General features: G+C 66.1%; 17 protein-coding genes. 10 read left to right on the top strand and 7 right to left on the bottom strand.

Annotated elements, in window-relative coordinates; genetic code table 11:
• Nucleotides 1–19 precede the first annotated feature (19 nt).
• Nucleotides 20–958: an EamA family transporter gene (locus ACMHYJ_RS07205; RefSeq protein WP_414245539.1), complete on the bottom strand. Its 939-nt coding sequence runs from the start codon at nucleotides 956–958 to the stop codon at nucleotides 20–22.
• A gap of 84 nt (nucleotides 959–1042) precedes the next feature.
• On the opposite strand from ACMHYJ_RS07205, the gene ACMHYJ_RS07210 reads away from it, so the two are divergent.
• The 4 genes from ACMHYJ_RS07210 (at nucleotide 1043) to ACMHYJ_RS07225 (ending at nucleotide 5421) form a co-directional block, all read left to right on the top strand.
• Nucleotides 1043–2029 carry an LLM class flavin-dependent oxidoreductase gene (locus ACMHYJ_RS07210; protein ID WP_414245540.1) on the top strand — a complete coding sequence of 329 codons (987 nt, stop codon included), beginning with the start codon at nucleotides 1043–1045 and terminating at the stop codon, nucleotides 2027–2029.
• A 442-nt stretch (nucleotides 2030–2471) separates the two neighbouring features.
• A complete protein-coding gene (locus tag ACMHYJ_RS07215; RefSeq protein WP_414245541.1) occupies nucleotides 2472–3206 on the top strand; it encodes a GntR family transcriptional regulator in 735 nt (244 codons plus the stop codon).
• 70 nt (nucleotides 3207–3276) lie between these two features.
• Nucleotides 3277–4020, top strand: coding sequence for an aspartate/glutamate racemase family protein (locus ACMHYJ_RS07220; protein WP_414245694.1), 744 nt, complete (start codon nucleotides 3277–3279; stop codon nucleotides 4018–4020).
• 24 nt (nucleotides 4021–4044) lie between these two features.
• Nucleotides 4045–5421, top strand: coding sequence for an NCS1 family transporter (locus ACMHYJ_RS07225; RefSeq protein ID WP_414245542.1), 1377 nt, complete (start codon nucleotides 4045–4047; stop codon nucleotides 5419–5421).
• A 10-nt stretch (nucleotides 5422–5431) separates the two neighbouring features.
• Here the strand turns inward: ACMHYJ_RS07225 and nadE are convergent, their stop codons facing one another.
• From nadE to ACMHYJ_RS07240, 3 genes are all read right to left on the bottom strand, one after another.
• Nucleotides 5432–6262 (bottom strand): ammonia-dependent NAD(+) synthetase, encoded by an 831-nt coding sequence (gene nadE / locus ACMHYJ_RS07230; protein ID WP_414245543.1) that lies wholly within the window; start codon nucleotides 6260–6262, stop codon nucleotides 5432–5434.
• Between the two features lie 126 nt (nucleotides 6263–6388).
• The gene (gene ilvD, locus ACMHYJ_RS07235; protein WP_414245544.1) at nucleotides 6389–8077 is read right to left on the bottom strand and encodes a dihydroxy-acid dehydratase; all 1689 of its coding nucleotides are present in this window, start codon (nucleotides 8075–8077) and stop codon (nucleotides 6389–6391) included.
• A 170-nt stretch (nucleotides 8078–8247) separates the two neighbouring features.
• Nucleotides 8248–8952 carry a Crp/Fnr family transcriptional regulator gene (locus ACMHYJ_RS07240; protein ID WP_414245545.1) on the bottom strand — a complete coding sequence of 235 codons (705 nt, stop codon included), beginning with the start codon at nucleotides 8950–8952 and terminating at the stop codon, nucleotides 8248–8250.
• 58 nt (nucleotides 8953–9010) lie between these two features.
• Here ACMHYJ_RS07240 and ACMHYJ_RS07245 point away from each other — a divergent pair, with 58 nt between their 5' ends.
• The 5 genes from ACMHYJ_RS07245 (at nucleotide 9011) to ppc (ending at nucleotide 16627) form a co-directional block, all read left to right on the top strand.
• On the top strand, nucleotides 9011–10006 hold the full coding sequence (locus tag ACMHYJ_RS07245; protein ID WP_414245546.1) for an ABC transporter substrate-binding protein: 996 nt from the start codon (nucleotides 9011–9013) through the stop codon (nucleotides 10004–10006).
• Nucleotides 10003–10785, top strand: coding sequence for an ABC transporter permease (locus ACMHYJ_RS07250; RefSeq protein ID WP_414245547.1), 783 nt, complete (start codon nucleotides 10003–10005; stop codon nucleotides 10783–10785). The genes ACMHYJ_RS07245 and ACMHYJ_RS07250 overlap by 4 nt, the downstream gene beginning before the upstream one ends.
• On the top strand, nucleotides 10778–11434 hold the full coding sequence (locus ACMHYJ_RS07255) for an ATP-binding cassette domain-containing protein (RefSeq protein ID WP_414245548.1): 657 nt from the start codon (nucleotides 10778–10780) through the stop codon (nucleotides 11432–11434). The genes ACMHYJ_RS07250 and ACMHYJ_RS07255 overlap by 8 nt, the downstream gene beginning before the upstream one ends.
• Before the next feature lie 71 nt (nucleotides 11435–11505).
• Complete coding sequence (locus ACMHYJ_RS07260) at nucleotides 11506–13620, top strand: TonB-dependent receptor family protein (protein ID WP_414245549.1); 2115 nt, start codon at nucleotides 11506–11508, stop codon at nucleotides 13618–13620.
• Between the two features lie 97 nt (nucleotides 13621–13717).
• Nucleotides 13718–16627, top strand: a complete 2910-nt coding sequence (gene ppc / locus ACMHYJ_RS07265; protein ID WP_414245550.1) for a phosphoenolpyruvate carboxylase — start codon at nucleotides 13718–13720, stop codon at nucleotides 16625–16627.
• 171 nt (nucleotides 16628–16798) lie between these two features.
• Here the strand turns inward: ppc and ACMHYJ_RS07270 are convergent, their stop codons facing one another.
• The 3 genes from ACMHYJ_RS07270 to kdgD form a co-directional block, all read right to left on the bottom strand.
• The gene (locus ACMHYJ_RS07270; protein WP_414245551.1) at nucleotides 16799–17629 is read right to left on the bottom strand and encodes an NAD-dependent epimerase/dehydratase family protein; all 831 of its coding nucleotides are present in this window, start codon (nucleotides 17627–17629) and stop codon (nucleotides 16799–16801) included.
• 63 nt (nucleotides 17630–17692) lie between these two features.
• Nucleotides 17693–18583 carry an SMP-30/gluconolactonase/LRE family protein gene (locus ACMHYJ_RS07275; RefSeq protein ID WP_414245552.1) on the bottom strand — a complete coding sequence of 297 codons (891 nt, stop codon included), beginning with the start codon at nucleotides 18581–18583 and terminating at the stop codon, nucleotides 17693–17695.
• Nucleotides 18584–18601: 18 nt separating this feature from the next.
• Nucleotides 18602–19513: a 5-dehydro-4-deoxyglucarate dehydratase gene (gene kdgD, locus ACMHYJ_RS07280; protein WP_414245553.1), complete on the bottom strand. Its 912-nt coding sequence runs from the start codon at nucleotides 19511–19513 to the stop codon at nucleotides 18602–18604.
• Nucleotides 19514–19597: 84 nt separating this feature from the next.
• Here kdgD and ACMHYJ_RS07285 point away from each other — a divergent pair, with 84 nt between their 5' ends.
• The gene (locus tag ACMHYJ_RS07285) at nucleotides 19598–19789 is read left to right on the top strand and encodes a hypothetical protein (protein WP_414245554.1); all 192 of its coding nucleotides are present in this window, start codon (nucleotides 19598–19600) and stop codon (nucleotides 19787–19789) included.
• The last annotated feature ends 1 nt before the right edge of the window (nucleotide 19790 follow it).

Here is a 19790-nt window from a genome sequence, read left to right on the forward strand (position 1 = left end):
AGCGCCACCCTACGGCGCGTCAGAGTTTCCTGGCCGCCCGCACCACGCCGATGCTGGCCGCCACCACCAGGCCGACGCCCAGCATCTGGCCCGGCCCCATGCCCTGCCCCAGGATGCGCCAGCCGGCCAGGGCGCCAATGGCGGGCTCCAGGCTCATCAGCACGCCGAACACGGCGGCGGGCAGGCGGCGCAGGGCCTGGATTTCCAGGATGTAGGGCACCAGCGGCACCAGCACCGCCAGCCCGGCGGTCAACGCCAACTGCCGCCCGTCGAACAGCACCGTGCCGGATTCGGCGACGGCAAACGGCAAGGACAGCACGGCGGCCGCCAGCAGTGAGGCGGCCAGCCCCTGCAGGCCCGGAAAGCCCTGGCCCACACGCTTCATCATGATGATATAGACGGCCCAGCCGCCGGCGGCGAACAAGGCAAAGCCTATCCCGATGGGGTCGGCGCCCTGCCCGGCATGGGCGTCCCCCCAAACCAGCAGCACGATGCCCAGACCGGCCAGCAGCGGCCACAGCAAGGCCCGCCGGCCCGGCACCCCCCACGTGGCCACGGCCAGCGGCCCGCAGAATTCCAGGGCCACCGTCAGGTGCTGGGGCAGGCGCTCAAGGGCCAGGAAAAACGCCAGCGACATCACCGCCATACCGGCCCCGAGCACCCAGGTGGCCCGCCACTGGCTGGCGCTGAAGCGATGCAGCGGCGGCCGCACCCACAGGCACAGCAGGACGGCGGCCCAGGCGATGCGCAGGGCCGAGGTGCTCAAGGGGCCATAATCCGCGATCACCGGAACGGCCAGAGACACCCCCACCTGCACGCTGACCATCGCGGCAACGGCCAGTCCGACGGCCAGCCAGCGGCCATGCCCCGCAGGCCGCGGGGCGGCCGCCGCGCCGCGGTCGGGCCGCGCGGAACGGCGGGCGGAAACAATTGGGGATAATGGCTGCTGATCGGGCACGGTGGGCTGCCTGTGGGCCGGGGGCCGCTATAGTCTTGCGGCCCAGACCCGTTAATGAGAAACGAAGAAGTAGGATATTAGCTGATGAACATCAATATTCCCTTGTCCGTCCTGGATCTGGCCCCGGTGGTCGAAGGGGGCGGCGTGGCCGACGCTTTCGCCGGCATGGTTGATCTGGCCCGCCACACAGATTACTGGGGCTACCGGCGCTACTGGCTGGCCGAGCACCACGGCATGCCGGGCATCGCCAGCGCGGCCACGGCCGTGCTGATCGGCCATGTGGCGGGGGTCACGTCGAACATCCGGGTGGGGGCCGGCGGGATCATGCTGCCCAATCATTCTCCCCTGATGGTGGCGGAGCAGTTCGGCACGCTGGACGCCCTGTACCCCGGCCGCATCGACCTGGGGCTGGGACGCGCGCCGGGCTCGGATCAGGCCACGGCCCGGGCGCTGCGCCGCGCCCTGAACACCGACCCGGATCAGTTCCCCAACGATGTGATGGAGCTGATGGACTATTTTCAGGGCAAGAACACCGTGCGCGCCACGCCGGGGGAAGGCTGCCAGGTGCCGGTATGGATTCTCGGATCCAGCCTGTTCGGCGCGCAGCTGGCGGCCGCGCTGGGGCTGCCGTATTCGTTTGCCTCGCATTTCGCGCCCGCCCAGATGATGGATGCCATCCGCACCTACCGGCAGCATTTCCGGCCCTCGGAATACTTGGATCGGCCGTATGTCATGCTGGGTTTCAATGTGTTCGCCGCGGACACGAACGAAGAAGCCCACTTGCTGGCCAGTTCGTGGCAGCAGTCCTTCGTCAATCTGCGCAGCGGGCGGCCGGGCAAGTTGCCCCGGCCCGTGCCCAACTACCCCGGCAGCCTGCCGCCGCCGGCGAAAAACCTGCTGGATCATATCCTGTCGTGCGCGGCCATCGGGTCGCCGGACACCGTGGCGGCCCACATGCACGCATTCATCGCCCGCACGGGGGCCGACGAGCTGATGATCACCTGCAATATACACGACCATGCCGCCCGGCTGTATTCCTATCAGATCGTGGCGGGGCTGATCAACAGATAAGCGTATTTTCGCTCTGGATTGTATACAAAATAAAATGCAACCCTGCTGACGATCAGCGCAAGGCTACGCCGGCCAAAGCCCCCGGAACCCCAAGTCACCCAACGGCTGCGCCGGCCTGCGGTTGCGCGGGCCCGCGTCCTCTCTTTCCCCCTCTTTTTCTCCGCCCAGACGGACAAAACAGCCGTTTCCCACTGGTTTACAGCAGAATCCGGCGCCGCCACAGTCCCGCCCCGCTCAAAAACCCGCCCTGCGATCCCTGAACGCCACTGCGCTTTCAGGGATTTTTGTCTACAGGGCTAGGGTTAATACTGTCTTTTTTGTTGTACACAAAATCGTATACTTAGCGAAAATACAAAACACATGAATCACAATTTTTTGTATATGTAAAGCCGTATCCAATTATTTTTATTATCACTAATTCAATATATTGCTAGGAACCATCATGCCGTCCGCAGACAGCATTTCCCAGGCCAGCCCCCGCTTCAGCCGCCGAGAATCCAAAGACGCCGCGATCTACGAACATCTATACACCGCCATCGTTGAACATCACCTGGAACCCGGCACGCGCCTGCCCGAAGACACCTTGTCGGAAAACTATGGGGTCAGCCGCACCAGTGTCCGCAAGGTGCTGCAGAAGCTGGCGCACGACAAGCTGGTCGACATCCGCATGCATCACGGCGCCACGGTGGCCCAACCCAGTCTGAAGGAAGCCCGCGACCTGTTTGCCAGCCGCCGGATCATCGAAGTCGGCGTGGTCGCCGATGTCATCGCGCACGCCACCCCCGAAAAACTTCAGGCGATCGAGCTGATTTCCCGACAAGAGCACGAAGCCGAGCAAGCCAACAACCGGCGACGCGCCATTTTCCTGTCCGGCAAGTTCCACACCGAACTGGCCCGCCTGTCGGGCAACGACGTCCTGGCCGATCTGCTGGAAGAACTGGTGGCCCGCACCTCTTTGGTGATTGCCACTTTCGGCGCGCCGCAGGCTTCCAGCTGCAAGCCCAACCGCCACCAGGAAATCCTGCAACTGATCAGCCAGGGCGATGTCGCCGGCGCCCGCCAGTGGATGCAGGATCATCTGCTGGACATCGAACGCAGCACCATCCAAGAACGCGAGGAAGGCCTGGCCAGCGACCTGAAGGACATTCTCAGCCAGGTCCGCATCCGTCACGGATAGCCCCCTGCAACCCGGCGGATTCCCGCCCGCGCGGGAATCCAAAACCATGAACCGAGAAGAAGCCCATCCCATGCACATCCGACTGATCAACCCCAATACGACCGCCTCCATGACCGAGAAAATCGGCATGGCGGCCCACCGCGTGGCCGCCAACGGCACACTGATCTCCGCGGTCAACCCCAGCGACGGCCCCGTCTCGATCGAATCCCACTACGACGAGGCCTATTCCGCCATCGGCGTGCTGGAAGAAATCCGCAAAGGCGAATCCGACAAAGTCGACGCCTACATCATCGCCTGCTTCGGCGACCCCGGCCTGCTGGCCGCCCGCGAAATGACGCGCGCGCCCGTCATCGGCATCGCCGAGGCCGGGTTCCACATGGCGGGCATCATCAGCACGCGATTTTCCATCGTGACCACGCTGATGCGCACCGGCATCATCGCCCAGCACCTGCTGGATCAATACGGTTTCAGTCAGCACTGCCGCCGCATCCGGGCCGCCGAAATTCCGGTGCTGACGCTGGAGGAGGATCCCGACGCCGCCTTTCGCCTGATCGTCGAAGAATGCCTGCGCGCCAAAGCCGAGGACAACATCGGCGCCATTGTGCTGGGCTGCGGCGGCATGGCCGATCTGACCGACCGCATCAGCCAGGCCATCGGCCTGCCCGTGATCGAAGGCGTCACTGCCGCCGTCAAGCTGGCCGAAGCGCTGGTTGGCCTGGGCATCGGCACCAGCAAGCACGGCGACCTGGCCTTCCCCATCGGCAAAGCCTTTACCGGCAAGTTTTCCCACCTCAGCCACCAACCCATGCAATAACCCCCCATCCCGGAGGAGACACACATGACACAATCCACTACCCAGGCGACCCCCCTGCCCACCCCGGGTCAGCCAACCGCCGCCGACGCGCAAAGCAAAAAGGCCGGCGAAGAATCCCTGGCGCCGCAAAGCGTGCGGATCATGGGCAAATGGTCCTACTTGCTGGCCTGGTTCGGCGGCTGCGTGTCCATCGGCACATTCGCCATGGGCTCCAGCATCGTCGGCACGCTGAATCTGCTGCAGGCCACCCTGGCCATCGCCCTGGGCTGCTTCATCATCGGCGTGGCCCTGACCCTGAACGGGGCGGCGGGCTACCGCTACGGCATCCCCTTCGTGGTGCAGGCCCGCGCCGCCTTCGGTTTCGCGGGCACGAAATTCCCCGGCCTGGTGCGCGCCGTGCCCGCCATCGTCTGGTACGGCTTCCAAAGCTGGGTCGGGGCCGGCGCGCTCAATGCCGTGTCCGTCACCCTGTTCGGCTTCGACAGCATCGTCTTCTGGTTCATTGCCTTCCAGTTTCTGCAGATCATCCTGTCCACCCTGGGCTTCCAGGGGATCAAGTGGCTGGAAAACATCGGCAGCGGCTTCATCCTGCTGTCGCTGGTATATATGTTCTTCAGCGTCATCAACAAATACGGCGATGAAATCAACCGCAATCTGGTGGGCATCGAAGGCACCTGGGGCATCGAATTCTGGGGCGCCACCATGCTGTTCCTGGGCATCTACAGCACCATGATGCTGAACGTCAGCGATTATTCACGCGAACTGGAAACCGGCATGAAGCGCGGCCCACTGACCACGCTGTACGCCATGTCCATCCTGCCCTGCACCCTGTTCATGGGCCTGATCGGCCTGATGGTATCGGGGGCCACCGGCCACGCCGACCCGATCGCCGTGTTTTCCAGCGCGGTGGACAACACCCCGCTGCTGATCGCCACGCTACTGTTCATCACCTTCGCGCAGGTCACCACCAACGTGCTGAACAACGTGGTGCCGCCCACCTACGTGCTGATGGATGTCTTCAAAATCCCCTTCAAGGCGGCGGCCATCCTGGTCGGCCTGCTGGCTTTCCTGACCTTCCCGTGGGAACTGGTCAAGGACGAATCGGCGGCGGGCCTGCAGGTTTTCGTGCAGACGTATTCCGCCTTCCTGGGGCCGATCTTCGCCGTGATGGTGGTGGACTACTACATCGTGCGCAAGCGCCAGCTGAACCTGGCTTTGTTCTATGACGAAAACGGCCCCTATCGCGGCCTGAACTATGCCGGCTTCATCGCCTCGGCCGTCGGCGCCGTGATCGCCCTGTATTTCTCGGAAGTCTCCTGGTATGCCAGCCTGATCCCCGCCGGCCTGGTGTACTGGCTGCTGATGAAACACTGGGGCGCATGCCGCCGCTTCAACGACTAAAAGCCAACTACTAAGGCGCAATCGGCAGCGCCCGTTTGTGGGCGCTGCGCCGCCAGGTCTCGACAATGATGTCGAACGCCGCCGGCGCAATGGCCTTGCCTTCCAGAAAATCGTCGATCTGCTCGTAGCTGACCCCAAAAGCCTCCTCATCGGGCTTCAGGGGCCGCAGGGATTCCAGGTCGGCCGTGGGGACTTTATACACCAGCGCATCACTGGCCCCCAGGGCGCTGGCCAGGGCGCGCACCCGGCGCTTGTTCAACCCCGCCAGGGGGGTTGCATCCGCGGCCCCATCGCCAAACTTGGTAAAAAACCCCATCAAGGCCTCGGCGGCGTGGTCGGTGCCCACCACCAAGCCGCCCCGCGCCCCCGCCACGGCATATTGGGCAATCATGCGCTGGCGCGCCTTGATGTTGCCATGCAGGAAATCCTGCTGGGCGGCATCGCGGAACCCCTGCCCCGCCGCCTGCACGGCCGCCAGCAGGGCATCGGCGGCCGGCTGGATATCCACCGTCAGGATGTCATCCGGGCCGATCACGGCCAGCCCGCCCTGAGCATCGGCTTCGTCGCGCTGCACGCCATAGGGCAGGCGCATGGCCACAAACCGCGCATCGCCGCCCTGCTGGCGCACCCGCTGCACGGCCCGCTGCGCCAGGCAGCCCGCCGTCAGGGAATCCACCCCCCCGCTGATGCCCAGCACCAGGGCACGCGCGCCGGTCCGGCGCAGCAAGTTGGACAGGAACTGCACCCGGCGTTCGATTTCCATGGCGGCATCGAAATCATCGGCAACCCCTAATTCCTGGCGAATGCGGATTTGTAAATGGTGTGACTCGGCGGGCGTCATCCGTCCTCCCAAAAAAGGCCGAACCATCCGGCCCGGCCCGATACACGATACACGCGGGCCGCATTCGCGGCACACCGGACGGGAGACCGTCCTGTGCCGGTCATGCCGGCCCGCCCGCGCAAACGATCAAACGCGGTCTTCGAAACGATCCAGCACAGCCCCCGTGCTCGCGTCCGAGCAGTTGAAGGCGAACTTGGCCTGCACGCCCCGCGTATAGCGCGGCGCGGGGGCTTTCCAGGCGGCACGGCGAGTGGCCAGGACATCGTCGGGCACATTCAGCTGCAGCAGCTGCTTGTGGGCGTCGATGGTGATGATGTCGCCTTCTTCGACCAAGGCGATGGTGCCGCCCACGGCGGCTTCGGGGGCGACGTGCCCCACCACCATGCCCCAGGTGCCGCCGGAGAACCGGCCGTCCGTGATCAACCCCACGGAATCCCCCAGGCCCTCGCCCACCAGGGCGCTGGTGGGCGCCAGCATTTCGGGCATGCCGGGGCCGCCCTTGGGGCCCAGATAGCGCAGCACCATGACGTCGCCCGCCTGGATCTTGCCCGCCAGGATGGCTTCCATGGCCGAGGGCTCGTCGTCGAACACGCGGGCCGGGCCGGTGATGGCGGGGTTTTTCAGGCCGGTGATCTTGGCCACCGCGCCGAGTTCGGCCAGATTGCCTTTCAGGATGGCCAAGTGGCCTTCGGCGTAGAGGGCGTTATCCAGCGTGCGGATGACGTCCTGGTCGACCGGGACGTCGGGCACGTCGGCCAGGGTTTCGGCGATGGTCTTGCCGGTGATGGTGATGCAATCGCCGTGCAGCAGGCCGGCGTTCAGCAGCAGCTTCATGACCTGGGGCACGCCGCCCGCCTGGTGGAAATCCACCACCAGGTGCTTGCCGCTGGGTTTCAGGTCGCAGATGACGGGGACTTTGCGGCGCACGCGCTCGAAGTCGTCGATGGTCCATTCGACCCCAGCGGCATGGGCGATGGCCAGCATGTGCAGCACGGCGTTGGTGGACCCGCCCGTGGCCATGATGACGGCCACGGCGTTTTCGATGGATTTGCGCGTGACGATGTCGCGCGGCTTGAGGTCGAGCTTGACCGCATTGATCAGCACCCGGGCCGATTCGGCGGCGGAATCGATTTTTTCCTGGTGCACATTGGCCATGGTGGAGGAATAAGGCAGGCTCATGCCCAGGACTTCGAAGGCGGAGCTCATGGTGTTGGCCGTGTACATGCCGCCACAGGAACCGCTGCAGGGAATGGCGTGGGTCTCGATGTTGTGCAGATCGGTCTCGGACATGCGCCCGGCGGCGTGTTCGCCCACGGCCTCGAAGACGCTGACGATGTTGAGTTCCTGCCCGCAATAATTGCCCGGCAGGATGGTGCCGCCATACACGTAGATGGAAGGCACGTTGGCGCGCAGCATGCCCATCATGCCGCCCGGCATGTTTTTGTCGCAGCCGCCGACCACCAGCACGCCGTCCATCCATTGGCCCTGCACACAGGTTTCCACGCAATCGGCGATGACTTCGCGCGAGACCAGGGAGTATTTCATGCCCTCGGTGCCCATGGCCATGCCGTCGGAAATGGTGGGGGTGCCGAACATCTGGGGATTGCCGCCCGCGGCCTTGACCGCCGCAGCCGCCGCGTCCGCCAGGGGCTGCAGGCCGCTGTTGCAGGGCGTGATGGTGCTTTGCCCGTTGGCAATGCCGATCATGGGGTTGTTGAAGTCTTCTTCCTTGTAGCCCAGGGCGTAGTACATCGAGCGGTTTGGCGCGCGGGCCACCCCCTGGGTGATATTGGATGAGCGCAAAGGCTTGGACATGAGCGAATCCTTCCGGGTTATTTTCAGCGAACAATCCTTTAGTTTACGGCTTGTCGGGCGCTTGTGCAGGCCCGCCCCGCCGACAATACGGGCATGCCGGAGCCCGGCGCCGCTCAAGCGGGAAAACGGCTTCTTCACGAACGCCGGGCGCGGGCAGGCGCCCGGGATTTTCAGAAGCTGCGGCGCGCCGATTGAACCAGTGTCTCCAGGGCGGCCGGATCGTGCAGGGCCCAGTCCCGGCGCGCCCCGGTGATCAGCCCCTGGGACACCCAATCGGCCAGCAGGCGGCTGAGTGTTTCGGGCCGCACCCCCAGGTGCGCGGCCAGCTGGCGCTGGGTCAGCGGCAGGCGCACGATGCCCGCATGATCGCAAGGCAGGCGCAGCAGATAGTCCGCCAGACGCTGGGCCGCCGTGCTGTCGCTCAACCACTCGATCTCATTGACGCGATGATAGACGCGGTCGCTCAACCGGGTCAGCAGGCGCAGGGCCAGTTCGGGCCAGGCGGCCACCAGCTCGGTGATGCCGCTGCGCTTGAGGCACTGCACCACGGCGTCGCCGCGCGCCCGGGCTTCCATGGGATAGCGGCCATGGGTCATGAACATGGCGGTTTCCGCCAGCAGCTGGCCGGGCTGGAAAATCTGGAACACACGATCCTGGCCTTCTTGGGTGTGGCGCAGCACTTCGACATGGCCATCGAGGACATACAAGTATTCCACCGCATCTTCGCCTTCGCGGAACAAGACTTCGCCCGCCTGTACATGAAACACGGCCGCATCGCGCAGCAGAACCTGCTGCATGGGCGGCGGCATCCCCTGGAACAAAGGATGGCCCAGCACCTGAACGGGAGAATGACCGGATTTGTTGACTTTTGTCATTGTCGACCAGTTGGGTTAAATGAGAACATGCGAGATTGATAATAATTCGCATTCATCTATGTGGAAAGCACTCAAATCATCATACCGCGTCGCGGCGGGCAGTCTGCTGGCCGCCGTCCTGTGCCTGGCCGCGCCCGCCCAAGCGGCGCCCTATGCCAAGCTGGTGCTGGCCGGGCCCACGGCGGCCGTCAGTTTCCCCCTGATCCACATGGTCGAATCCGGCGCCTTGGCCGATTGGGCCGACCAGGTGGAATTCCGCCACTGGAAAAACCCTGACCAATTGCGGGTTCTGCTGGCCAAGGAACAGGTGGATTTCAGCGCCACGCCGGTCAATCTGCCCGCCATCATGGCCAACCGCGGGTTGCCGGTGCGCCTGCTGAATGTCTCGGTCTGGGGCCTGCTGTGGTTCATCAGCAGCGACCCGGCCATCCGTTCGGTGGCGGATCTGGCCGGCCAGCCGCTGCTGACGACCTTCCAGCGCGACCTGCCCGCCCTGCTGCTCGAACGCCTGCTGGCGGCGCAGGGCCTGACAGGCGACAAAGCCCCCGTCATCCGCTACGCCCGGGACGCCCAGGACGCCACGGCCCTGATGCTGACCGGCGAAGCGCCCACCGTGCTGCTGCCCGAACCCTCAGTCTCCCTCCTGCTGGCGCGCAACGCGCAGCAGGGCCAACCGGACATCCGCCGGGTGCAAAGCCTGGAAGACGCCTGGCGGCAAACCTTTCCCCGGCAGCCCGACCTGCCCCAGGCCGGCATCATGGTCAACAGCCACCGGGCGGCGGACGAGGCCCTGAGCCGGGCCGTGGCCCAGGCATACGCCGAAGCCACCGTCTGGTGCAAGGCCCAGCCCGCCCTGTGCGCCGAAGAAGTCCACCGGCACCTGAACTTCCTGCCGCTGGCCGCCATCGAGACCTCCATCCGGGTCACCCGCCTGGAAAGCCGGGACGCCAGCGTGGCGCGCCCCGCGCTGGAAGCCCTGTACCAGTTGATCCTGGATCACAACCCCGAAGCGGTGGGCGGCAAGCTGCCCGACGCCGGATTCTACGGCCCATGAAAGCCGACGCGCTGCCCGTCGCCGCCCCCACCGCATGGCGCTGGTCCGCGCTGGGGGTCGTGCTGATCTTCCTGGCCTGGGAAATCGCCGCCCGGATCATGGGCCCCATGCTGATGGCCACCCCCTGGCAGGCCCTGCGGGCCGTGGCGGATCTCAGCCGCGACCCGGATTTCTGGGTCAACAGCCGCGCCAGCCTGCTGCGCATCGCCATCGGCGTGGGCACGGGCTGCCTGATCGGTTTTGTGCTTGGGGTGCTGGCCGGACACGACGCCCGCCTGCGCGGGCTGCTGGAGCCCCTGCGCTGGCTGCTGATGGCGATCCCGCCCGTGGTGGTGGTCGTGCTGGCCATGCTGTGGTTCGGCCTGGGTTCGGGCATGGTGGTGTTCATCACCATCCTGATGATGGCGCCCGGCATGTACGTCAATACGGTCAAGGGCATGCGCATGATCGACCGAAACCTGCTGGAAATGAGCCAGGTCTACCGCTTCGGCGCCTGGATGCGCCTGCGCCATATCTACCTGCCGGCCCTGGCCGCCCCCCTGACCGCCGCCTTGCTGATCGCCACCTGCGGCGGCGTGCGGCTGGTGGTGATGGCCGAAGTCCTGGGCGCCGAAAGCGGGGTGGGCTATGCCCTGGCCAACGCCCGCAGCACCTTCGACAGCGGCCGGTTGTACGCCTGGGTGCTGTTGATCCTGGCCCTGGTGGGCCTGCTGGAATTCCTCTTGCTGCAACCGATACAACGCCGCCTGACCCGCTGGCAGGAGCCCAGCCATGCTTGAGATGCGATCCGTCAGCCTCTGCTTCGGCCCGCGCACGGTTCTCCGGCATATCGACCTGGCCGTGCGGCCCGGCGACCGCATCGGGCTGATCGGCCCCAGCGGCGCGGGCAAAAGCACCCTGCTGCGCCTGGCGGCTGGCCTGCTGCGGCCCAGCCAGGGGCATTGCCGCAACACTTTCGCCTGCACGCGGCTGGTGTTCCAGGATCCCCGCCTGCTGCCCTGGCGCAGCGTGGCGGCCAACCTGGATCTGGCCCTGCGGGCCGCCGGCATCCCCCAGGCACAGGCGGCGCAGCGGCGCGACCACTGGCTGGATCGGGTGGGCCTGGCCGACGCCGCCCAGGCCTGGCCTGCGGAACTTTCCGGCGGGATGGCGCAGCGCGCCTCGCTGGCCCGCGCCCTGGCCCTGGAACCCGACCTGCTGCTGCTAGACGAACCCTTCAGCGCGCTGGATCCCGCCCTGCGGGCCGACCTGGGCCGGCTGTGCAGCAGCCAATGCCGCGCGCGCCAGGCCGCCATGATCTGCATCAGTCACCAGCCCTGGGAACTGGACGGCCTGGTGGACGGCATCTGGCAAGTGGCCGACGGCGGCATCCGGCCCGCCACCGGCTGTACGGCCGGCCCAACGGCGGACAGCCGCCCGCCGACTTGAATGCCGCGTTCCGGCCTATTCCCCGAAACATCCGAATTAATCCCCATTTCCTTTCGACGACAGGTATCCCGATGCGAACTCCCTTGATTCCCACCCCCCTGGCTTTGGCCGCCGCCCTGTTGCTGGCCGGCGGCGGCAACGCGCTGGCCCAGGAAGTCAGCAGCCTGAAACCCATCACGGTCACCGGCGACGCCCAGGCCAGTCCGCTGGCCCCCAACGCCCAGGCCGAACAGCAGCGCCTGAGCCAGGTGCCCGGCGGCACCAACCTGATCCAGCCCCAGCAGGAAACCCGGCTGGCCACCCTGCGCGACGCGCTGGATTACCAGCCCGGCCTGGTGGTGCAGGAATTCTTCGGCGGGCTGGATCAACCGCGCCTGAACATCCGGGGCTCCGGCATCCAGAGCAACCCGGTCAATCGAGGCGTGCAACTGCTGCAGGACGGCCTGCCGCTGAACGAAGCGGACGGCTCGTTCGTCATCGGCTTTCTCGAACCCCGCAATGCCGACTACATCAGCGTGCGCCGGGGGGCCAACGCCCTGTCGCCTGCGGCCACCACGCTGGGAGGAGAACTGGACTTCCAATCCCTGACCGGCACAAAAGGCGACGTGCTGCGCCTGGAAGGCGGCAGCTTCGGGCGCTTCGGCGCACAGGCCGCCAAGGGCTTCCAAGGGGAATCCTTCGACGGCCGCTTAAGCGTGACGCACGATAAATACGACGGCTACCGCCATCACTCCGGGTCGCGGCGCACCAGCGTGCAAGGCAATGTGGGGATTCTGGGCGACCAGTTTGAAAACCGCACCTACCTGTCCTATGTGGATCTGGACGTGGACATCCCCTTTGTGGTGCCGCGCAGCATGATGGAAGCGGATCCGCGCGACGTGATCGGCGACGGCAGCACCGCCAGCCATCCGCTGAACGTGTATAAACGCGACCCGCATCGCACGTCCCGCCAGTTCCGGGTGGCCAACCGCACGTTCTGGGGAACCGAAGCCCTGAACAACACCTTCGGGGTCTACGCCCAGACCGTGGACGACACCTTCCAGGATCCCTTGAGCGTGACCGCCACCGACGGCATGACCTACGGCGCGCAATGGCAGCTGTCCGGCAAATACCAGAACCTGGACTACCGCGTGGCGCTGGACTGGGCGCGCAGCGACATGGATCGCAAGCTGTACGTGGTCAACCCGGACAATGGTTCACGCTTGCGCCAGTTCGGCAACTACGACCTGCAGGCCGAAAACCGCAACGCCCTGCTGGGCTTCGCCTGGCACGTTTCGCCGCAGTGGTCGGTGGTGGGCAATGCCAAATTCTCTCAGGCCATCCGGGATGCGCGCGAGCGCGACAGCGGCAACCGCCTGAACCAGGATTGGCACTACATCAGCCCCACCCTGGGTCTGGTCTGGAAACCGGCCGAGGATCAGCGTTTCTTCGTGAATGTCAGCCGCAGCAACGAAGCCCCCACCTACTGGGAAATCGTCAATGGCAGCGTCACCCCCCGGCCCAGCGCGGCCATGCCCATCCCGGCCAGCACCAGCCTGAGCGAACTGAAGCTGCAGCGCGCCGACACCGTGGAAATCGGCGGGGAAGGCCGCCTGGGCAGCGGCGCCTATGCCCCGCAATGGGCCTTGGCGCTGTACCACAGCGACGTCAAGAACGAACTGATGTCGGTCAGCACCGCCAACGGCACGGCGGCCGGCACCTACAACTACCAAGGCGGCACCCGCCACCAAGGGCTGGAGCTGGGCCTGCGCGGCAGCCTGCCCGCCTTTGGCGACACGGCCACTCTGGACTACCGCATCGCCTATACCTTCAGCGATTTCCGCTTCAAGAGCGGCGAATACGCGGGCAATCGCATCGCCGGGGTGCCGCGCCACCTGATCAGCGCCGAAATCCTGTACAACAACGGCGGCCTACGCATCGGCCCCAATGTGCGCTGGATGCCGGCGGCCACGGAAACCAACCACGCCAACACCCCCGGCACCCAGCAAGACAGCTATGCCCTGCTGGGCTTCAAGGCGGACTACCGCATCGACAAGCACTGGCAGGCCTATGTGCAGGCGGACAACCTGACCAACAAGACCTACGCCAGCGCCTTCGTCATCCGCAATACGGCGGGCCCGGCCGATCCGACCTTCCTGCCCGGCAATGGCCGCAGCATCACGGCGGGGGCCAGCTACCGGTTCTGACCCCGCCGCGCCTGGCCCGGCCGGCGGGAACACGGCCGGGCCGGGCGGAATATGAAAATTCCCATGGGCACCATACGAATCTGCGCATAATGCGCTTATGATAAGCGGTTGCCGGCCTCGGTCGGCGCCCACTCAACCCGATTTCGATGGAGCCCCCGTGAACCCTGCTGCCCAGCCCGACGTCATTTCCCCCTTGCGACAAGACATCCGATTACTGGGCAAGACGCTGGGTGAAGTCATCCGCGAGTGCGAAGGGCGGCCCGTCTACGACGTCATCGAAAAACTGCGGCGCGCCGCCGTCAAGTTCCGCCGCGAAGGCCAGGACAGCGACGGCCGCATGCTGGCGCGCCAGATTCGCCGGCTGGGCAACGGCGAGGCCAATTCCGTGGCCCGCGCCTTCAGCTATTTTCTGCACTTGTCGAACATCGCCGAAGACCGCGACCAGACCCGCCGCCAGCGCCGGCAATGGCAGGCCGAAGGCCCGGCCACGCCCGGCAGCCTGCGCCACGCCATCGACCTCCTGCAGGCCGAAGGCCTGACCGGGGCCAAAATCCGCCGGCACCTGGCCCAGGCCTGCATCGTGCCCGTCCTGACGGCCCACCCCACCGAAGTCCAGCGCAAAAGCACCTTGGATCTGCACCAGGCCATCGCGCGCCACCTGCGCGGCATGGACCTGCCCCACGCGCCGCTGGAAGCCGCCCGCCAGCAAGAACGCCTGACCGGCCTGATCGCGGCGCTGTGGCAAACCCGCATGCTGCGCCAGACCAAGCTGACCGTGCTGGACGAAATCGACAACGCGCTGTCGTACTACACCAGCACGTTCTTCAGCACCCTGCCCCAGCTGCATCTGGACATGGGGGCCCTGCTGCGCAAACCGCCCAAAAACCCGTTCGACGTGGACAATACCCCGCTGCCGCCCTTCGTCCACATGGGCAGTTGGATCGGCGGCGACCGCGACGGCAACCCCAACGTCAACGCCGGCACCCTGGAACAAGCCCTGGTGCGCCAATGCGCCCACGCCCTGCGCCACTACCTGACCGAAGTCCACGAGCTGGGGGCCGAACTCTCAGTCTCGCAGTCGCTGATGCAGGTCAGCCCGGCGCTGGCCGACCTGTCCGCCGGCAGCCAGGATCCCTCCGCCCACCGCCAGGACGAACCCTACCGGCGCGCCTGCATCCACATCTATGCGCGGCTGGCCGCCACCGCCATCGCCCTGACCGGCCGGCGGCTGGCCCGCCGCAATACCTACGCAGCCCCCGCCTACGACACGGCGGCCGATCTGGCCGCCGATCTGCGCACAGTGGCCGAATCGCTGGACACCCACCACGGGGCCCTGGTGGGTCGCCTGCGCCTTAGCCACCTGTGCCAGGCGGTGGAAATCTTCGGCTTCCACCTGGCCACGGTCGACCTGCGGCAAAGCTCGGACGTGCACGAACGCGTGCTGGACGAACTGATGCGCCAAGCCCACGTCACCCTGGACGGCCAGGCGGTGCAATACGCCCAGCTGTCGGAAGAAGACCGCGTGCGCGTCCTGCGCCAGGAACTGCACGAACCCCGCCCCCTGGCCTCGCCCTGGGTGGACTATTCCGAAGAAACCACCAAAGAGCTCGCCATCCTGCGCATGGCGGCCGACTGCCGCCGCCGTTTCGGCGACGCGGCCATCCGCCAATCCATCGTGTCGCATACGGAAACCCTCAGCGACCTGCTGGAGGTGCTGATCCTGCAACAGGAAACCGGCCTGATTGCCCCCACGGTCAACAAGGCCCGCCCCCAGGAAGGGCTGATGGTGGTGCCGCTGTTCGAGACCATTCCCGACCTGGAGCGCGGAGCCGACATCATGGACGCCTGGCTGTCGCTGCCCGAAGTCGCCAGCCGGGTGCGGCAGGTGCAGCACGGCATCCAGGAGGTCATGCTGGGGTATTCCGACAGCAACAAGGACGGCGGCTACCTGACGTCGCACTGGTCCCTGTACCAGGCCGAGCGCCGCCTGGTGGAGGTCTTTCGCAAGCATCGCACCCGCCTGCGCCTGTTCCACGGGCGCGGCGGCTCGGTGGGCCGGGGCGGCGGCCCCAGCTACGACTCCATCGTGGCGCAGCCGCCGGGCACGGTCAACAACCAGATCCGCCTGACCGAGCAAGGCGAAATCATCCAAAGCCGCTACAAAGACGTCGAGGTGGGCCGCTGGCACCTGGATCTTTTCGTGGCCGCCACCCTGGAGGCCACGCTGGCGGGGGCGGCGGCCACCCGCACCGAAGACCGCCACGCCGCCGAATACGGCGAGGCCATGGCCTGGATGTCGCAAACCGCCCAGCAGGCCTACCGCGACCTGGTCTACGGCACCGAAGGCTTTACGGAATACTTTTTTTCCTCCACCCCGATCCGCGAAATCGCCGGCCTGAACATCGGCTCGCGCCCCTCGTCGCGCAAAGCCCTGGAACGCATCGAAGACCTGCGCGCCATTCCCTGGTCGTTCTCATGGGCGCAGTGCCGCCTGCCGCTGCCCGGCTGGTACGGGGTGGGCGCGGCCCTGACGCAATACCTGGACGACGGCGGCCCGGATCACGCCCTGGATCGCGCCGCCCGTCTGCAGCGGCTGCGGGCCATGGCGCGCGACTGGCCGTTTTTCCGCACGCTGCTGTCCAATATGGAGCAAGTGCTGGCCAAGACCGACCTGGTCATCGGCCGGGCCTACGCCGAGCTGGTGGCGGACAAACCCCTGCGCAAGCAGATTTTTTCCCGCATCGAGGCCGAATTCCACGCCACGGTGCAGGTGTTCCGCGACATCACCGGGCACGATCTGCTGGCCCACGATGCCCCGCTGCAAGCCGCGCTGGCTGAACGCTTCGCCTACATCGACCCCCTGAACCACCTGCAGGTCGAATTGCTGCGCCGCATGCGCTCGGGGGCCGACTCGGCCCACCGCGCCAACGAACAGGAATCCCGCGACCAGCGCGCCATCCACATGACCATCAACGGCATCGCCGCCGGCCTCAGAAACTCGGGATGAGATCGGACACAGAACAGTCCTTGAGGACTGTTCTGCGCCGATCGAATCGGAGCGGCCTGCAGGCCGCGACGTGGGGGGCGCAACAATTCTAAGCAACAAAACTCCCCCGCAGACTGTTCCGTGCCGATCGAATCGACGCCCCCCGCAAGCCGCGACGTAGGACCGCCCCGCTTACTCCACCGGCTCAACCGGCTCAACCGGATCAAACGGCCCCTGGGCGGTGAACACCCCGCCCTGCCAGATCATCAAAGGATCATCGGCAGCCGGCATCGGCTGCTGTTCGATCTGGTCGCGGAAGGCTTCGGAACTATCCTGCGGCCGATACCCCAGATGCGCGGCGCGCGCATTGTCCCACCACACGTTTTTGTTGTCGGACATGCCGAAGGCGATGGTGTGGCCGATGGCCGGCGTCAACAGGCCGCGGCGGATGAGCTCGGTCAGATCCCGGCTACTGAGCCAGGTGTGCATCATGCGGCGATCCTTGGGCTCGGGAAACGAAGACCCGATGCGGATGGTGAGGGTCTCGATGCCGTAGCGGTCGTGGTAGAAGCTGGCCATGCCTTCACCGTAGACCTTGGACAGGCCATAGTAGCCATCCGGGCGCGTGGGCATGGCGGCATCCAGGCGGTCGGACTGGCGATAAAAGCCCACGGCATGCACGGAACTGGCGTAGATAACCCGGCGCACGCCGTGGCGGCGGGCGGCTTCGTAGATATGGAACACGCCCTTGATATTGGCTTCGAGGATTTCCTCGAAGGGGCGTTCCACCGACACGCCGCCCATATGCACGATGGCGTCGCACCCCCGCACCAATTCATCCACCGCCTGGCGGTCGGCCAGGTCGCACAAGTGGATTTCTTCGCCGGGCCGGGGCGCGCCCAGCGGCTGGACGTCGGACAGGCGCAGGACGGACGCCATGGGCTTGAGCGTTTCGCGCAGAACCCGGCCGATGCCGCCCGCGGCCCCCGTCAATAACAAACGTTGAAATGCTTGATCAGTCACTGTGGTCTCCTTGTTGATGTCGCCGTTATCGTGCAATTTACCGTGGCATGCGCGTGAAACCGATCAACCGGCATAGACGGGCTCCAACATGCCCCGCACCCCGGGGCGCAAGGCAAACAGCGCCCCATCCAGGGCGGTGGCGGGGGTGCCCGGCAAACGGATGGAGGTCACGAACAAAGTGTCCAGGTCAGGGCCGCCAAAGGCGCACATCGCGGGCTTGGCCACCGGCACTTTCAAACTGCGATCCAGCCGCCCATCCGGGGCATAGCGATGCACCAGCCCGGCATCGTTGCCGCAGATCCAATAGCCGCCATCCACGTCCACCGCCGCCCCGTCGGGCCGCCCGCCCGGCAGGCGGTCGATGAACACGCGGCGGCGGCTGGGCACCCCATCGTCGGGATCGAAATCAAACGCCCAGACCGTCTGCCGGCTGGCATGCGAGTCCGACAGATACATGGTGCGGCCATCGGGACTGAAACCCAGCCCGTTGGGCGTGATCAGGCCGTCCAGCACGACATCCAGGCGGGCGGCCGCCGCCGGGCCGGCCAGGCGGTACAGCGCCCCCGCCGCCCGGGCCTGGGGATTGTCCGACAGCATGGATCCCACCCAGAAGCGGCCCTGGCGATCACAGCGGCCATCGTTGAACCGCATGCCCGCCAGGGGATGCCGCACCGGCGCCAGCAAATCCAGGCCCAGCCGCTGATCCGCCCGGGGCCGCAGCCGATAGACGCCCGCCTCCGCGGCCCCCAGCCAGGCGCCATCGGGCAAGCGCGCCAGGCAGGCCAGTTGCTGGCCCGCCCGCCAACTGCAGTGCTGGCCGTCAGCCAGCCGCCAGCGATGCAGCAGGCCGGCGGGGATGTCCACCCAGTACAAAGCTTGTTCGGCGGCATGCCAGACCGGGCTTTCTCCGGTCTGATCCCGCAGGTGCACGACGAGTTCGGCGGCGCAGGCCATGGCGGTCTCCGGGCGGGCTCAGGCCGGCAGGGCTTCGATGAGCGCGCGCAGTTCGGCCGCTTCCTCGGGCTGCAGATCGACCAGGGGGGCGCGCACCGGCCCGGCGGAATGACCGACCAGGCGGGCGCCCGCCTTGACGATACTGACGGCATAGCCCGCCTTGCGATTGCGGATTTCTAGCAGGGGCAGAAAGAAAGTGTCCAGCAGATGGCTGATGGTGGCGTCGTCGCCCGCCTTGACGGCTTCGTAGAATTTCATGGCGGTGGCGGGGATGAAGTTGAAGACGGCCGAAGAATAAACGGGCACCCCCAGCGCGCGATAGGCCTGGGCGAAGACTTCGGCCGTGGGCAGGCCGCCCAGGTAGGCCAGGCGGTCGCCCAGGCGGCGGCGCACCCGCACCATGTTTTCGATGTCGCCCACGCCGTCCTTGAAGCCGATCAGGTTGGGGCAGGTATCGGCCAAGTGCTCCAGCACATCGGCCGACAGGCGGCATTGGCCCCGGTTGTACAGCACCACGCCGATATCGACCGAGCGACAGACCTGCTTGACGTGCTCGGCAATGCCGTCTTGCGGGGCTTCGGTCAAGTAGTGCGGCATCAGCAGCAGGCCCGCGGCGCCCTGGCGCTGGGCTTCCTGGGCGAAAGCGATGGCGGTGCGCGTGGGGCCGCCCGCCCCGGCCAGGATCGGGGTGTGGCCTTCGCAGGTCTTGACGGCGGTTTGCACGACCCGGGCATAGTCTTCCAGGGTCAGGGAAAAATACTCGCCCGTGCCGCCGGCGGCAAACAATGCGCGCGCGCCGAAAGGCATCAACCATTCCAGGCGCGCCTGATAGCCCCGGGCGTTGAAATCGCCGTGGGCGTCGAAGTCGGTGACGGGAAAGGACAGCAGCCCGTCGTTCATGATGTTTTTCAGTGTTTGGTGCGAGATCATGTGTGTCCTCAGTCAGCGATGTCGCGGGGCCATTCCCACGCTTTTTATCTAGTTATACGTCATCATACAACATAGCCTGAACGAATGCAAGACTTCTTCGACTGCCGCGCCAACGGCGTCCATTCGGCGCGGAAAAATGAAATATCAGAATATGGCGCCGACAACCACGGTGATTTTTCCCGTTTTCGCATGAAAAGGCGGCACGACGCCACCCGCTTCGGCGCGGCGGCAAACTGCCGGGCGGCAGGCGCAAGATTCAAATGCGTTATACGATGAC

Source organism: Castellaniella hirudinis, assembly GCF_047468865.1.
Classification (GTDB): domain Bacteria; phylum Pseudomonadota; class Gammaproteobacteria; order Burkholderiales; family Burkholderiaceae_B; genus Castellaniella; species Castellaniella hirudinis_A.

Excerpts from the sequence above, each read along its gene's own strand:
- nadE (WP_414245543.1), bottom strand. The coding sequence starts at position 6,262 with ATGACGCCCGCCGAGTCACACCATTTACAAATCCGCATTCGCCAGGAA.
- ACMHYJ_RS07215 (WP_414245541.1), top strand. The coding sequence starts at position 2,472 with ATGCCGTCCGCAGACAGCATTTCCCAGGCCAGCCCCCGCTTCAGCCGC.
- ppc (WP_414245550.1), top strand. The coding sequence starts at position 13,718 with ATGATAAGCGGTTGCCGGCCTCGGTCGGCGCCCACTCAACCCGATTTC.
- ACMHYJ_RS07250 (WP_414245547.1), top strand. The coding sequence starts at position 10,003 with ATGAAAGCCGACGCGCTGCCCGTCGCCGCCCCCACCGCATGGCGCTGG.
- ACMHYJ_RS07275 (WP_414245552.1), bottom strand. The coding sequence starts at position 18,583 with ATGGCCTGCGCCGCCGAACTCGTCGTGCACCTGCGGGATCAGACCGGA.
- ACMHYJ_RS07220 (WP_414245694.1), top strand. The coding sequence starts at position 3,277 with ATGCACATCCGACTGATCAACCCCAATACGACCGCCTCCATGACCGAG.
- ACMHYJ_RS07255 (WP_414245548.1), top strand. The coding sequence starts at position 10,778 with ATGCTTGAGATGCGATCCGTCAGCCTCTGCTTCGGCCCGCGCACGGTT.
- ACMHYJ_RS07260 (WP_414245549.1), top strand. The coding sequence starts at position 11,506 with ATGCGAACTCCCTTGATTCCCACCCCCCTGGCTTTGGCCGCCGCCCTG.
- ACMHYJ_RS07240 (WP_414245545.1), bottom strand. The coding sequence starts at position 8,952 with ATGACAAAAGTCAACAAATCCGGTCATTCTCCCGTTCAGGTGCTGGGC.
- ACMHYJ_RS07225 (WP_414245542.1), top strand. The coding sequence starts at position 4,045 with ATGACACAATCCACTACCCAGGCGACCCCCCTGCCCACCCCGGGTCAG.
- kdgD (WP_414245553.1), bottom strand. The coding sequence starts at position 19,513 with ATGATCTCGCACCAAACACTGAAAAACATCATGAACGACGGGCTGCTG.
- ilvD (WP_414245544.1), bottom strand. The coding sequence starts at position 8,077 with ATGTCCAAGCCTTTGCGCTCATCCAATATCACCCAGGGGGTGGCCCGC.
- ACMHYJ_RS07285 (WP_414245554.1), top strand. The coding sequence starts at position 19,598 with ATGCAAGACTTCTTCGACTGCCGCGCCAACGGCGTCCATTCGGCGCGG.
- ACMHYJ_RS07245 (WP_414245546.1), top strand. The coding sequence starts at position 9,011 with ATGTGGAAAGCACTCAAATCATCATACCGCGTCGCGGCGGGCAGTCTG.
- ACMHYJ_RS07210 (WP_414245540.1), top strand. The coding sequence starts at position 1,043 with ATGAACATCAATATTCCCTTGTCCGTCCTGGATCTGGCCCCGGTGGTC.